12 protein-coding genes are annotated in these 14,977 nt (G+C 36.1%); 5 read left to right on the forward strand and 7 right to left on the reverse strand.

Annotation, left to right across the window (positions count from 1 at the left end; genetic code table 11):
- Window positions 1-1,348: proton-conducting transporter membrane subunit (locus ACIQ2S_RS05295; protein ID WP_396173593.1), on the forward strand; the 1,348-nt coding region annotated here is incomplete at its 5' end.
- 10 nt (window positions 1,349-1,358) lie between these two features.
- Window positions 1,359-2,966, forward strand: coding sequence for a SulP family inorganic anion transporter (locus ACIQ2S_RS05300; protein WP_396173595.1), 1,608 nt, complete (start codon window positions 1,359-1,361; stop codon window positions 2,964-2,966).
- A 111-nt stretch (window positions 2,967-3,077) separates the two neighbouring features.
- Here the strand turns inward: ACIQ2S_RS05300 and groL are convergent, their stop codons facing one another.
- The 7 genes from groL to miaB all read right to left on the reverse strand — a co-directional run bounded on the left by groL (window position 3,078) and on the right by miaB (window position 10,072).
- Complete coding sequence (gene groL / locus ACIQ2S_RS05305; protein ID WP_396173598.1) at window positions 3,078-4,709, reverse strand: chaperonin GroEL; 1,632 nt, start codon at window positions 4,707-4,709, stop codon at window positions 3,078-3,080.
- Window positions 4,710-4,788: 79 nt separating this feature from the next.
- Entirely contained in the window at window positions 4,789-5,064 is a 276-nt protein-coding gene (gene groES, locus ACIQ2S_RS05310; RefSeq protein WP_396173600.1) for a co-chaperone GroES, read from the reverse strand.
- A 161-nt stretch (window positions 5,065-5,225) separates the two neighbouring features.
- Window positions 5,226-5,603 carry a preprotein translocase subunit SecG gene (gene secG / locus ACIQ2S_RS05315; RefSeq protein WP_396173603.1) on the reverse strand — a complete coding sequence of 126 codons (378 nt, stop codon included), beginning with the start codon at window positions 5,601-5,603 and terminating at the stop codon, window positions 5,226-5,228.
- 2 nt (window positions 5,604-5,605) lie between these two features.
- Complete coding sequence (locus ACIQ2S_RS05320) at window positions 5,606-6,655, reverse strand: tetratricopeptide repeat protein (RefSeq protein ID WP_396173605.1); 1,050 nt, start codon at window positions 6,653-6,655, stop codon at window positions 5,606-5,608.
- Window positions 6,656-6,737: 82 nt separating this feature from the next.
- Complete coding sequence (locus ACIQ2S_RS05325; protein WP_396173607.1) at window positions 6,738-7,244, reverse strand: LptE family protein; 507 nt, start codon at window positions 7,242-7,244, stop codon at window positions 6,738-6,740.
- A 15-nt stretch (window positions 7,245-7,259) separates the two neighbouring features.
- Window positions 7,260-8,522, reverse strand: coding sequence for a sigma-54 interaction domain-containing protein (locus ACIQ2S_RS05330; protein ID WP_396173609.1), 1,263 nt, complete (start codon window positions 8,520-8,522; stop codon window positions 7,260-7,262).
- A gap of 101 nt (window positions 8,523-8,623) precedes the next feature.
- The gene (gene miaB, locus ACIQ2S_RS05335; RefSeq protein WP_396173612.1) at window positions 8,624-10,072 is read right to left on the reverse strand and encodes a tRNA (N6-isopentenyl adenosine(37)-C2)-methylthiotransferase MiaB; all 1,449 of its coding nucleotides are present in this window, start codon (window positions 10,070-10,072) and stop codon (window positions 8,624-8,626) included.
- Between the two features lie 235 nt (window positions 10,073-10,307).
- Between miaB and topA the strand changes: the two genes are divergently transcribed.
- The 3 genes from topA to ACIQ2S_RS05350 form a co-directional block, all read left to right on the forward strand.
- Entirely contained in the window at window positions 10,308-12,824 is a 2,517-nt protein-coding gene (gene topA / locus ACIQ2S_RS05340; protein ID WP_396173614.1) for a type I DNA topoisomerase, read from the forward strand.
- A 3-nt stretch (window positions 12,825-12,827) separates the two neighbouring features.
- Window positions 12,828-13,976: a formimidoylglutamase gene (locus ACIQ2S_RS05345; protein ID WP_396173616.1), complete on the forward strand. Its 1,149-nt coding sequence runs from the start codon at window positions 12,828-12,830 to the stop codon at window positions 13,974-13,976.
- A 261-nt stretch (window positions 13,977-14,237) separates the two neighbouring features.
- Window positions 14,238-14,977 (forward strand): SUMF1/EgtB/PvdO family nonheme iron enzyme (locus ACIQ2S_RS05350; RefSeq protein ID WP_396173618.1); only part of this gene is annotated, 740 nt, incomplete at its 3' end.

The following is a 14,977-nucleotide window of genomic DNA, read 5'->3' on the forward strand; positions in this document are numbered from 1 at the left end:
CAGAATTGGCGATGTAGGTTTCATTTTGGCCATGTGGGCCAGTCATCATTTGTTTCATGAAAATATTACATTCATGAAGCTGAATAATTATGAATTGGTTAGTGAGCATTTACAAAATCATTCATTAATTGGCATCTTTATAGCCTTATGTTTGGCGTGTGCGGCCGCCGCAAAATCGGCACAGATTCCTTTTTCCTCGTGGTTACCAAGAGCAATGGAAGGACCAACACCCTCAAGTGCCATTTTTTACGGTTCACTTTCAGTGCACTTGGGTGTTTTTTTGATGTTGCGAACGTATCCATTTTGGGAACATCAAACAGTTGTACGAATGGCAATTGGTTTGATGGGCTTAACAACAAGTATTGCGGCATCATTAATGGCGAAGGTACAATCTTCCGTAAAAAGTCAGATTGCCTATAGTTCTGTTTCTCAAATAGGAATCATATTTATTGAAATCGCACTCGGGTTGGAAACCTTAGCATTGATTCACTTTGCAGGAAATGCTTTCCTAAGAACGTATCAATTGTTGGTTTCTCCCTCTGTGGTGAGTTATTTGATCAGAGATCAGTTTTATAACTTTCAACCAAAACCTAAAAAGTACCTTTTTCTTTTGCCCCAAAAAATTGAGAATACACTTTATGTTTTGGCATTGAAAGAATTTAATTTGGAAGGATTTTTGAATTTTTTCCTCTGGCGACCTTTAAAAGCGATTGGCAAAACATTGGATTTTTTAAGCATTAAACGAGTGTATTTCTTTTTTGTGCCTTTGTTTATGGTTGGATTTTTAGCTTATAAATTTAAAGAGGATTTGCCCGAGCAAATTGTAAATGTTTTACCCGGATTGTTTGCTTTTATCGGGTTAGTTTTTGTTTTCAAGTCATTTTCCGAACGCAAAAGCCCTTTCTTGGCATGGATACTTATTGTGCTAAATCATTTTTGGATTGCACTCGCTATTGTTTTTAACGATAAAGTTAGTGTGAGTGAAATAGCTTATTATTTAGGAGGAGTAATCATCGCAGGAACTGTTGGGTACATCGCCTTATTGCAATTGAAAAAAATTGAAATGAGAGTTTTATTCAGTCAGTATTTAGGACATGTATATGAACATCCAAAGTTTGCTTTTCTCTTTTTATTGGCAACTTTAGGCATTACAGGCTTCCCAATAACTACAACATTTATTGGCGAAGACTTGATTTTTAGTCACATCAAAAGTGATCAACTACTTTTGGCATTCTTTGTTGCCTCGAGTTTTGTGGTTTCAGGAATTGCCGGAATACGAATTTATGCCCGCTTATTTTTAGGCCCTCATGTGAAAACGTATCATGAGTTGCCGTACAAATCATCTTAAAAAATTTTAAATGACATCAAAAGTAAAAAAATATATTCCTGCCGATGGATTGGCAGGATTGAAAGAGAACTTTAAAACCGATGCCATATCGGGTTTTATAGTATTTTTATTGGCATTGCCTCTTAGTTTAGGTATTGCAAAAGCATCGGAATTCCCTCCAATTATGGGGCTGATTACTGCAATTGTAGGTGGTATTGTTGTCACATTTTTTATGGGTTCTCGTTTAACAATTAAAGGACCTGCAGCAGGTTTAATTGTTATTGTTGCAGGTGCTGTTGCAGAATTTGGTCAAGGAAATAACGATTTAGGTTGGAAACTTGCATTAGGAGCAATGGTCGCTGCAGGGATTATTCAAATTCTATTTGGGGTATTTAAGTTAGGAAAATTAGCAGATTTCTTTCCGCTTTCAACTATTCACGGGATGTTGGCTGCGATTGGAATCATCATTATTGCCAAACAAATTCCGGTTTTATTAAATGATAATCCAACTTTAGCCAAAGGAATGGGGCCCGTAGAATTGCTTTTGAATATTCCAAAATTCATCATTAACCTAGATCCTAAGGCTTCTTTTATTGGAGTGGTTAGTTTAGGAATTATGCTTGGTTGGCCTTTTATTAAAAACAAATCGATAAATATGATTCCGGCACCATTAGTTGTGTTGCTTTTTGCGATACCTGCCGAATTATTGATGGATTTTGCACATACAGAACCTCCTTACGCTTTGGTCAAAATAGGTAGTTTAATGGAGAATATTCATTGGAATGTTGATTTTTCAGGAGTTAATCAAATAGGGATATTTATTAAGTACGTGATAATGTTTGCATTGGTTGGAACTTTAGAATCATTATTAACCGTTAAAGCAATCGATTTGGCTGATCCTTATAAAAGAAAATCGAATGCTAATAAAGATTTAATAGCGGTTGGAATAGGAAATACGTTTGCTGCCTTTTTAGGAGGTCTGCCTATGATCTCAGAAGTAGCAAGAAGTTCTTCAAATGTTATTAATGGTGCTCAAACTCGTTGGGCTAATTTTTTTCATGGTTTTTTTGTTTTGCTATTTGTACTTTTGGCAGCACCTTTATTGGAACTTATTCCAAATGCTGCATTAGCAGCAATGTTAATTAGTGTTGGAATTAAACTGGCTCATCCTAGGGAGTTTATGCATATGTTACATATTGGGAAGGAGCAATTGTTGATTTTTTCTGTAACTGTATTGGTTACTTTGTTTGAAGATTTGCTGTTGGGAATTGCAGCGGGTATGTTATTAAAAATGATAATACACATGGCGAATGGAACTCCCATTTCTTCATTTTTTAGAGCTCCAACCATTGTTTCTTTTGAAGGCAATGAATATAAAGTTGAAATTAATAAAGCTGCTATTTTCTCTAATTTTCTGGGAATTAAAAGAAAATTAGAGGAGATTCCTCCCGGTTACCATGTGAGTATTTGTCTTAAAAAAACGGCATTAGTCGATCATTCGGTAATGGAGAACTTGGAACATTTTAAACAGAATTATGAAGCACATCATGAGGGAGGAAGTGTAACCATCGTAGGTTTGGAAAATCATAAACCTTTGTCTAATCATCCAAAATCTTCTCGAAAGAAAGTAGATAAATAAAAGAGGAACTGGCCATTGCAAAAACTAAATCCGTCAAGAATTTCTTCAAGACGGATTTTTTTATTTAACCAAATTTGGAATTTGTATTTTGTGATTTGGAATTTTAAGATTTTACATCATTCCCGGCATTCCGCCACCCATAGGCATTCCGCCTCCTGCGTTTTCTTCTTTGATTTCTACCAAAGCACATTCCGTAGTAAGAATCATACCTGCAACAGATGCTGCATTTTCGAGAGCTACTCTTGTTACTTTTTTAGGATCGATGATTCCTGCTTTCAACATGTCTACATATTCATCGGTTTTGGCGTTGTAACCAAAATCACCTTTTCCTTCGGCCACTTTTGCAACTACAACTGAACCTTCTAAACCAGCATTTTCAACAATGGTTCTCAAAGGAGCTTCAATTGCACGTGAAATAATTTGAATACCTGTTGCTTCATCAGCATTATCTGCTTTTAAAGCCACTAAAACGCTTTTAGCACGCAATAAAGCAACTCCTCCACCTGCAACAATTCCTTCTTCTACTGCAGCTCTTGTAGCGTGTAAAGCATCGTCTACACGGTCTTTTTTCTCTTTCATTTCTACTTCCGACGCAGCACCTACATAAAGTACCGCAACACCGCCGGCCAATTTAGCCAAACGCTCTTGTAACTTCTCACGGTCATAGTCAGACGTGGTAGTTTCCATTTGCGATTTGATTTGGTTCACACGATTTTTAATCAAGTCTCCATTTCCGGCTCCGTTTACTAATGTTGTATTGTCTTTATCGATTGTTACCTTCTCGGCAGTACCAAGCATTTCCAACGTAGCATTTTCTAAAGTATAACCACTTTCTTCCGCAATCACTGTTCCTCCGGTTAAAATTGCGATGTCTTCTAACATTGCTTTTCTTCTGTCGCCAAAACCAGGAGCTTTTACAGCTGCAATTTTTAACGCTCCACGCAATTTGTTTACTACTAGGGTTGATAGTGCTTCACCATCTACATCTTCAGCAATTATTAAAAGTGGTTTTCCTGATTGTGCTACCGGTTCTAAAACAGGAAGAAGTTCTTTTAAAGAAGATACTTTTTTGTCATATAATAAAATGAACGGATTTTCTAATTCCACATTCATTTTTTCAGGATTCGTTACAAAATAAGGTGATAAATAACCTCTGTCAAATTGCATTCCTTCCACAACGTCAACGTAGGTATCGGTTCCTTTGGCTTCTTCAACAGTAATGACACCTTCTTTGCCTACTTTTCCGAAAGCAGTAGCAATTAATTCACCAATAACTTCGTCGTTGTTAGCAGAAATTGAAGCTACTTGTTTAATTTTTTCAGTTGAACTTCCTACTTCTTTGGCTTGTTTGCCTAAGTCAGTAACAATGGCCTCAACGGCTTTGTCAATTCCTCTTTTTAAATCCATCGGATTAGCTCCGGCCGCTACGTTTTTCAAACCTTCTTTAACGATTGCTTGTGCTAAAACGGTCGCAGTCGTTGTTCCGTCACCCGCTAAATCATTGGTTTTAGAAGCCACTTCTTTCACCATTTGAGCACCCATGTTTTCCAAAGGATCTTTTAGTTCTACTTCTTTTGCAACCGTTACGCCATCTTTGGTTACTGTAGGACCTCCGAATGATTTACTGATAGTTACATTCCGTCCTTTGGGTCCGAGAGTTACTTTTACTGCATTAGCTAATGCGTCTACGCCACGTTTTAAACCATCGCGTGCTTCAATGTCGAATTTAATATCTTTTGCCATTTTGTAATTTTGTTTAAAGTTTAAAGTTTAAAGTTTTATTTCAGGATTCAGACATGAAACCTGAAACTTGAAACCATTTTTATAGTACCGCAAGAATATCATCCTCACGCATGATTAGGTAATCTTTACCTTCCAATTTTAATTCGGTGCCGGCATATTTACCATACAATACGGTATCGCCAATTTTTACTGTCATGGTGTAATCTTTTTTGCCGTTTCCAACTGCGACAACAGTTCCTCTTTGTGGTTTTTCTTTGGCTGTATCAGGGATGATGATGCCTGAAGCAGTTGTAGTTTCAGCCGCAGCCGGTTCCACTAAAACACGATCTGAAAGGGGTTTAATGTTTACTGACATAATTTATATATTTTATTTAAATAAAAGTTTGATGGTTTCTTTCAGTCAGAAATTGTGCCAATTGATGAAAACTGACATTTTTTCATGGATTGTCCTCCAATAGTTGTCAAAAAAAAATATCTCGAGCAATCGAGATATTTTTATATAAAACAAAATTGATTTTATTTTTTTTCTTCAGTTGTTGTCGGAGTTGTTGCTTCCGCCGGAACTGTTGCGTCCGGAGTAGTTGCTGCTGGAGCGGTCACCGGATTTTGAATTTCCGTAGTTTTCATCGGAGCTACCGTGCCTTTATCGATTGTAATTGTTTCAGAATTACCAAACTCACTAATGCTTGATAAAAGAATTAAAACAATAAGCACAATTCCTAATGTCCATGTACTCTTATCTAAAAAGTCGGTTGTTTTTTGAACACCACCAATTTGTGATCCACCACCTAAAGTTGAAGACAAACCGCCCCCTTTAGGGTTTTGAACCATAATGACTAATATAAGTAGAAAACAAACGATTGTTATTAAAACTAAGAAAACTGAAAATCCCATTGTTATTGATTATTTTGTTGTAAAATTTTTATATTCTGAATTCGGTCTGCAAAGAAAATACTTTTTTCTGGATATTTCAAAATTAATATTTCATAAGCCTGAATTGCTTTTTGGTATTTCTTTTGTTCCAAGTAAACCCTTGCCAATGTTTCGGTCATTAAGTGAGTGGTATCGGGTATTTCTATAGGTTTTAATTGGATGTCAACTAGGTCTCTTGCAGGAGTTATCTTCGGATTATTCTCGATAAATTTATCTATTAACTCTGTTTTTTTTGTTTTTTTAACTACTTTATCTTCTATTGGAGACTCATTTTTAACGGCAATTGCTTCTTTTTTTACTTCTTCAACAACAACTTCACGTTCAATCGGTTTAAAACTTGCCAATTGCAACCACTCTTGAAACGAATGTTTTTCGTTTTGTAAAAAGGTAATTGGTTTTCCAATTTCCAAGTTCGCTTCCAATTCTTTTGAATCGGAAAGTTGTTCTTCGGTATCAATCACAGGCTCTTCAACTTCTGAAATCGTTGCTATTTCAAATTTGTGCTCAGATGCTATCGGTTCAAGGTTTACGACTTCTTTATTAATTGCAATTGCAGGGACAAAATCAATAGCTTCCTTTGTAGAATCGATAATTGCATCTTCAAATGAGCCATTTTCATAAACAAATTCAACTACTTCATCAGCAATTATCTCAGGTTCCTTATAGTCCGTTTTTTCGATATCGTTGGGCAGTTGCGTAACGTACTCACTTTCATTGACATCAATATTTAATAATTGGGCCAACTTTTTTTGATACACATCTTTTTCAATTATGGTAAATTCATCCGATGTGATAAAATCAAAAAGTACACTTCTATCGGTGGTGTGAGCCGCAGTGGTTTTTAATGCAAAATTATATTTATAGCTATCTTGATTGTAAAGACCTTTTAAGTGTAATGCCCGAGCACTTTGAAAATAAGGAAAATTGTCCAAAACAGTTTCTAATGATTTGGCTTGCTTTTCATTAATCGCGTTGGGATGATTTAGCAAATATGTAAATTCTGTTACGTTCAATAGTATTTTTTATTAGGCGTATCTACAAATATAGTTTTTTTAATTTATGCTGTCAAGTTTATTCAAAATTGTCATCGAGCTTTTACCATCTCGCTAGCGAAGCATTAAAAATATCTTGCGTGATACGTTCAAAAAGTTCCTCTTTTGCTGTGTTTAATGTGGTTCCAACCAACTGTTGATCAGCCGGATAATCATAAAAATAGGAAAACGATTTTTCAAAATCATCTTCTTCCTTTTTGGTGTTTGTGTAGCGAACATTTACGGTCATGGTTACTCTATTTTGAGCGGCTCGTTGATCAGCTGTTGCAGACATTGGTGTAATTCTAAAACCGGTAATTTCCCCTTCATAAATTAAATCGGCACCAGAATTGGTTAGATTCAAATTGGTTTGCGTTTGAATTAAATCTTGCAAAGCCAATGTAAAATCTCTGTCTAATCCCGGTTCAATTAATTCGGAATTATTTTGAAAATAGTTGACCTGAAACGTTTCAGCATCAATTTTTCCGGTTCCGGTAAAGTTGTAGTATTTGCATCCGTTTAACGAAATAAATACCAGCAAAATGAAACTTTTTTTTATGATTTTCTTCATTTGAAATAGCTATTTTTAAAGGTCAAATTGTTTAATTTTTCTATACAAAGTGCGTTCCGAAATACCTAACTCATCCGCGGCAGCTTTGCGTTTTCCTTTGTTGCGGTCTAGTGCTTTTTTAATTAATTCAATTTCTTTGGCATCCAATCGCAATGTTTCCTCTTCTTCTACAGTTTCTGCAAAAAGGTAATCTTGATTGTCGTCTTCGTCATCAAATTCTTCTTGATCTAAATCATTTTGTTTAGGGATGATAGCTGTTCTGGGTTCTTCAAAATCAATTTCCGTATCTTCTTTTTGTCCGTAAATTTTCTGAATTAGATTTTTATTCGCTTCTTGCACTTTAGAACTCCCGTTTTGCATTAATTCTAAGGTGAGTTTTTTCAAATCGTTCAAGTCGCTTTTCATATCAAAAAGGACTTTGTATAAAATCTCACGTTCATTACTAAAATCATTTTCTGCTTTTTTGTCTTTGATAACAGCCGGTAAATTTGAACCTTCTTGTGGCAGATAAGAATATAATGTTTGGTAACTGATGTTTCTGTTGGTTTCAAGTACCGAAATTTGTTCGGCAATGTTTCGCAACTGGCGAATATTTCCACTCCAGCGATACTTTAGCAGTAAATCAATGGCGGATTCTTCTAATTTTATAGGTGGCATTTTGTATTTCTGACTAAAATCGGCCGCAAATTTTCGAAACAACAGGTGGATATCCTCTTTTCGTTCGCGTAAAGGTGGCAACATAATATCAACCGTGCTTAAACGATAATATAAATCTTCACGGAATTTACCTTTTTCAATGGCATCAAACATATTGACGTTGGTTGCAGCTACAATTCGCACATTTGTTTTTTGGACTTGCGAAGACCCCACTTTTATAAATTCGCCGTTTTCCAAGACACGAAGCAAACGAACCTGCGTGGTTAATGGTAATTCGCCAACTTCATCTAAAAAGATTGTTCCGCCATCGGCCACTTCAAAGTATCCGTCTCGGGCACCTGTGGCACCTGTAAACGATCCTTTTTCGTGTCCGAACAATTCGCTATCAATCGTTCCTTCGGGAATCGCACCGCAGTTAACGGCAATATATTTTCCGTGCTTTCTGTGGGAAAGCGAATGAATGATTTTAGGAATACTTTCTTTACCCACGCCACTTTCTCCTGTTACAAGAACGGAAATGTCGGTGGGTGCCACTTGAATGGCTTTTTCTATAGCACGATTGAGTTTCGGATCATTTCCGATGATTTCAAATCGTTGTTTTATTGCTTGTACGGATTCCATGTTTTATTTCAGGTTTCAAGTTTCAGGTTTCAAGTTTCAGGTTTCAAGTTTCAGGTTTCAAGTTAATCCCGAAACTTGAAACCTGAAACCTGAAACAAAAATTAATTCATCACTTCAGAATAACCTACCGCTTCACCAATTAAAGTGGCAGTTGTACAATCGTTTATTTTAACCAATACAAAATCACCTACTTTGTAATTCTCCTTCGGAAAAACAGCCACTGTGTTTTCAGAGTTTCTTCCGCTCCAATGAGCATTCGATTTCTTCGATTCTTTTTCAATTAAAATCTCAACGGTTTGACCTAAAAAGCGTTGTGTTCTTTCCAAAGACAATTCTTGTTGTAAATCGACTATTTCTTGCAGACGACGTTTTTTGATTCCTTCCGGAACATCGTCTTCCATTTTACGAGCGGCTAATGTTCCCGGTCTTTCAGAATAGGCAAACATGTATCCGAAATCATATTTTACATATCTCATTAAAGATAAAGTGTCTTGGTGATCGTCTTCTGTTTCTGTAGGGAAGCCGGTAATCATATCTTGAGAAATCGAACAATTGGGTATGATAGTTCTAATTTTGTCAATCAAGTCCATGTATTCTTCTCGGGTATGTTGGCGATTCATTTCTTTTAAAATGCGTGTACTTCCACTTTGAACCGGTAAATGAATATAGTTGCAAACATTGTGGTATTTAGCAATTACATGCAATACTTCTTCGTGCATGTCTTGCGGATTGGAAGTAGAAAAGCGAAAACGCATTTTTGGGAACTGAATGGCACACATTTCCAACAATTGAGCAAAATCAACTGCGGTTGCTTTTTCCATTTCTGAAGCTTTTTCAAAGTCTTTTTTCAAGCCACCGCCGTACCATAAGTAACTGTCGACATTTTGACCCAGTAGACAAACTTCTTTAAAGCCTTTTTCCCATAAATCTTTTATTTCGCCAATAATGCTTTGGGGTTCGCGACTTCTTTCACGGCCTCTAGTAAAAGGAACCACGCAAAAAGTGCACATATTGTCACATCCACGAGTAATTGAAACAAAAGCATTGACACCGTTGCTGTTCAAACGAACAGGAGAGATATCGCCATAGGTTTCCTCTTTTGAAAGGATGACGTTGATGGCATCTCTACCTTCTTCCACTTCTTTTAATAAATTGGGAATGTCTTTGTAGGCATCGGGACCTACGACCATATCTACAATTTTTTCTTCTTCTAAGAATTGACTTTTCAAACGTTCAGCCATGCAACCCAAAACCCCCACTTTCATGCTTGGGTTGATTTTTTTAACGGCGTTGTATTTTTCCAAACGTTTACGAATGGTTTGTTCAGCTTTGTCGCGAATGGAACAAGTGTTTACCAAAACCAAATCGGCTTCTTCCAGGTTTTGAGTGGTATTGTAGCCTTGGTCATTTAGTATAGAAGCGACAATCTCACTGTCTGAAAAATTCATGGCACAGCCATAACTTTCTATGAATAGTTTTTTTGTATTTTCTTTTTTTTGTTCCAGAACCAAACTGGTTCCTTGTTTTTGTTCTTCAATAATCTTTTCCATAAATAGATTTTGTCTCAATTCAGCTAGCAAAGATAATACTAAAATTCAAAATCTGACAAGATGGCAGATGATGTTTAACACAAAATTTTGAAGAGTATCGAACGACGGAAAATTAAAATATACTTTACTATTTCAATGAAATACGCACTATTCTTAAACTCTAAATAGCTCAAAAAGTGAAGTAAAATTTTAAAATTAAAAAAAAACCATACTTTTGCCCCAAACAAAAACGTACATGGCAAAGAATTTAGTTATCGTTGAGTCACCTGCAAAAGCAAAAACTATCGAGAAATTTTTGGGAAGTGATTATCAGGTGGAGTCCAGTTACGGGCACATTGCTGATTTACCTTCAAAAGAAATCGGAGTGGATGTTGCCAATGATTTCAAACCAAAATATGAAGTTTCAGCCGACAAAAAGGCTTTGGTGAGCAAACTCAAAACGTTAGCTAAAAATGCAGAAATGGTTTGGTTGGCAAGTGATGAAGACCGAGAGGGAGAAGCCATTTCGTGGCATTTATCTGAAGAATTGAAATTAGATCCAAAAAAAACCAAACGTATTGTTTTTCATGAAATTACCAAATCTGCTATTCAAAAGGCGATTGAAAGCCCGAGAGGAATTGATTATAATTTAGTAAATGCACAACAAGCCCGTCGTGTTTTAGACCGATTGGTAGGTTATGAATTATCGCCTGTACTTTGGAAAAAAGTAAAAGGTGGTTTATCAGCAGGTCGGGTGCAATCCGTTTCCGTTCGATTAATCGTTGAACGCGAACGTGAAATACAAGATTTTAAAGCTGAAGGTTCCTATAGTATTACAGCAGAATTTTCAAACGAAGCAGGAAAAACATTTAAAGCAAAATTACCTAAGAATTTTTCAACGCAAAAACAAGCCGAAGAGTTTTTAAAAAGTAATATTGGTTCTACCTATAAAATAGCAGATTTAGAAACAAAGCCTACAAAGAAAACACCTGCGGCTCCGTTTACTACTTCTACTTTGCAACAGGAAGCCGCACGTAAATTGTATTTACCGGTTGGAATAACCATGCAAATTGCCCAACGATTATACGAAGCCGGTCACATTACTTATATGAGAACGGATAGTGTGAATCTTTCACAAGAAGCGATGGGAGCTGCTCAGGCGGAAATTACCCGTTCGTATGGGAAAGAATTCAGTAAACCAAGAAATTTTACCAGTAAATCAAAAGGAGCACAGGAGGCACACGAAGCGATTCGTCCCACCGATATGTCGAGGCACTCCTTAAATATAGATAGAGATCAAGCCCGATTATACGATTTGATTTGGAAGCGTACTTTGGCATCACAAATGAGTGACGCTGAATTGGAGCGAACCAACGTTAAAATTGAGGCGTCTGCTCACAAGGAATATTTTACCGCTACAGGAGAAGTAATCAAATTTGAAGGATTTTTGAAAGTGTATTTAGAAGGTGATGATGATGAGGATGACGAGCAAGAAGGAATGTTGCCTGCAATGAAAGTGAACGAACGACTGGCTAATAATTATATTAGTGCAACCGAACGTTTTTCCCGACCGCCGAGTCGTTATACAGAAGCTTCTTTGGTAAAAAAGCTTGAAGAATTAGGAATTGGTCGTCCTTCAACCTACGCACCAACTATTTCTACTATAATTAATAGAAATTACGTTGAGAAAGGTTCCTTTGAAGGTCAGGAACGAAAATACACCCAATTATTGTTAAAAGGAAGCGATTTAAAAACACAAGTTTTAACAGAAAATACCGGTTCGGACAAAGGAAAATTAGTTCCAACAGATATCGGAATTATAGTAAATGATTTTCTTGTGAAAAATTTCGCCACTATTTTAGATTACAATTTTACAGCCAAAGTAGAGCAAGATTTTGATGAAATTGCGGAAGGAAATGAAGATTGGACCAAAATGATGCGTGATTTTTACAGTCATTTTCATCCCAATGTAAAAAATGTTGAGGAAAATGCGGATAGAGAAAGTGGTGAACGCTTATTAGGAATCGATCCCAAAACGGGAAAACAGGTATCGGTACGCTTAGGTAAATTTGGACCCATGGCTCAAATAGGAGACAGCGAAGATGATAATAAACTTTTTGCCAGTTTGGGTACGGAGCAAAACATTGGGACCATCACTTTAGAAGAGGCATTGAACTTGTTTTTATTGCCAAAAAATTTGGGTACATATAAAGGAGAAGAAGTAGAAGTGAATAACGGTCGATTTGGACCTTATGTTCGATTTGGCAAAACATTCATTTCTTTGCCAAAAGGCGAAGATCCTTTGGATGTAAGTTTGGAGCGTGCACAAGTGTTGATTGATGAAAAGACGCAAGCAGATGCTCCTGTAGGAACGTACGATGGTTTACCTATACAAAAAGGAGTGGGTAGATTTGGTCCGTTTATCAAATGGAATAATATGTTTATTAATGTAAGTAAGAAATATAATTTTGATCAATTATCCCAATCTGACTTAAAAGAATTGATTCAAGATAAGTTGCAAAAAGAGGTTGACAAGGTCATTCATGATTGGAAAGCCGAAGGTATTAAAGTAGAGAAGGCACGTTGGGGTCGTTCGATTATTACCAAAGGGAAAATCAAGATTGAGTTAAGCAAAGACGTTGATGCGGAGAAGATGACCTTAGCACAAGTTCAGGAATTGATTGAAAAAAAATCACCTGCTAAAAAAGTTGCTGCTAAAAAACCAGCGGCGAAGAAAACTGTAGCAAAGAAATCCACCGTAAAAAAGAAATAAAGTATGGCATTTGATTTCTTGGAACCTATTTCGAATGAATTGATTGATTTTATCAATACACTTCCACCACAATCGCTGGGAAAAAAAGTTGTTTTCCATACAGAAAGTGAGTTTCCTGTTTTGCAAAATGCAACCATTGCTATTTTTGGGGTTTTAGATAACAGAGGTCTCCAAGTTAATAAAGCAGTTGATTTAGTTGAAATTAGAAAAACGTTTTATAGTCTGTACCCGGGGAATTGGCATACGGAACTAATTGATTTAGGAGATATCCCGCAAGGAAATGAACAAGAAGACACTTATTATGCTGTTACAGCAATATGTACACAATTAATCAAACAACATGTGTTTCCTGTTGTTTTGGGAGGTAGTCAAGATATTACCTATGCGATGTATCGTGCCTTTGATCAATTGGATCAAATGGTCAATATTGTTTCGGTAGATGGCAGGTTTGATTTAGGTAATGATGAAGTAAAGCACACAGCCACCTCCTATTTATCGAAGATAATTGTGAACGAGCCAAATAATTTGTTCAACTTTAGTAACGTTGGCTATCAAACGTATTATAATTCGCAGGAAGAAATTGATCTTGTAGAAAAATTATTTTTTGATGCCTACCGATTAGGAGATGTTTCAAATACGATAAGTATCGCTGAACCGGTTTTTAGAGATGCCGATTTGGTAACTTTTGATTTAACTTCAGTAAAATCAGCAGATTCTGGAAATATTAATACATTTGTTCCTAACGGTTTTAATGGGAAAGAGATCTGTTCGCTCGCTCGTTATGCAGGAATTAGTGATAAAGTAAAGTGTTTTGGACTTTTTAATCACAATGGAACCACTCAAGAGAGTATGCTAATCGCTCAAGTTATTTGGTATTTTGTTGAAGGTTTTAATTTCCGAACGGTAGAAAATCCATTGGTTAATGCAAATAATTATCTGCGATATATTGTGCCTGTTGACGATATGGAACTTATATTTATTAAGAGTATCAAAACCGAGCGTTGGTGGATTGAATTTCCTTTTACTACAAATGTTAATAATAAAATGAAAAGAATTTCGTTGTTACCTTGTTCGTATGATGATTATTTAAGAGCTTGCGACCAAGAACTGCCGGAGCGATGGTGGAAAGCACAAAGAAAGATGGTTTTGTGATTTTTTTTCTTAATGTTTTAGGATTTTTGTAAACCACTAAGTTAATTTTATTGCAATTTAAGTAGTGTAATTCCTATAAAGTAGCTTATTATGGACGTTTTGCCGATACTTTTCGTTTTTTGCCGACAAATTATTTTTTTTTAACCTTTATTTGTTTTAGTTTTGGTCACTGAATTATTTAAGATGAAATAATTGTTTTTTTAAAAAATAATAAATAGGTTTACGGCCTCAAAATTTGAATAAATGATAACCCAAATTTATATGAAGAAGTTCATTGCATTTTCAACATTTTTTTACTTACTAGTTAGTTGTAGCTCAGGCGATAAAGGAGAGCTGGTAGGTGTTCCAGGTAAAAAATGGAATCCTGAAAAACCTTACGGAATGACATTAATTCCGGGTGGTGCGTACTTAATGGGTAAGTCAGATGATGATTTAGCCAACATCATGGATGCTCCAACTAAGACGGTTACTGTACGATCATTTTACATGGATGAGACAGAAATTACAAATAGTGAGTACCGCCAATTTGTAGAGTGGGTAAAAGATTCAACAATCCGCATTCGTTTGGCTATTTATGCTGATGAATTGGGTCAAGCGTCAACAGGTGGAAAAGGTAGTGGAAAAAAAGGTAGCGGAACCATTGGTGACTATGCTTTTAAAGACACGGATCCTGAAAAAATGTCGGTGTATGATAAATATATGTATGAAAACTATTATAGTGTTCAAGACATTGATTCTTATGAAGGCAGAAGATTAAACAGAGAGGTGAGGTTAGCCCCTGATACTTCTAGATATCCCGATGAGTATTATACAGAGATTATGGACAGTTTGTACCTGCCGGCTGCCGAATCCTACAACGGATTGCGTACAATGGATGTTAACAAGTTACAGTTCCGATACACATGGATGGATATTCAGGCTGCTGCAAAAGCAAAAACAGAAAAAAGATCAGATTTTATCAAAACTGAAAGTGTGAAGGTGTACCCTGATACAACCGCTTG

The organism is Flavobacterium sp., from assembly GCF_044371705.1.
Taxonomy (GTDB): Bacteria; Bacteroidota; Bacteroidia; order Flavobacteriales; family Flavobacteriaceae; genus Flavobacterium.

Bases quoted from the DNA above. Each gene is read 5' to 3' on its own strand.
- ACIQ2S_RS05345 (WP_396173616.1), top strand. From the start codon at position 12,828: ATGGCATTTGATTTCTTGGAACCTATTTCGAATGAATTGATTGATTTT.
- groL (WP_396173598.1), bottom strand. From the start codon at position 4,709: ATGGCAAAAGATATTAAATTCGACATTGAAGCACGCGATGGTTTAAAA.
- ACIQ2S_RS05330 (WP_396173609.1), bottom strand. From the start codon at position 8,522: ATGGAATCCGTACAAGCAATAAAACAACGATTTGAAATCATCGGAAAT.
- groES (WP_396173600.1), bottom strand. From the start codon at position 5,064: ATGTCAGTAAACATTAAACCCCTTTCAGATCGTGTTTTAGTGGAACCG.
- topA (WP_396173614.1), top strand. From the start codon at position 10,308: ATGGCAAAGAATTTAGTTATCGTTGAGTCACCTGCAAAAGCAAAAACT.
- miaB (WP_396173612.1), bottom strand. From the start codon at position 10,072: ATGGAAAAGATTATTGAAGAACAAAAACAAGGAACCAGTTTGGTTCTG.
- ACIQ2S_RS05325 (WP_396173607.1), bottom strand. From the start codon at position 7,244: ATGAAGAAAATCATAAAAAAAAGTTTCATTTTGCTGGTATTTATTTCG.
- ACIQ2S_RS05300 (WP_396173595.1), top strand. From the start codon at position 1,359: ATGACATCAAAAGTAAAAAAATATATTCCTGCCGATGGATTGGCAGGA.
- secG (WP_396173603.1), bottom strand. From the start codon at position 5,603: ATGGGATTTTCAGTTTTCTTAGTTTTAATAACAATCGTTTGTTTTCTA.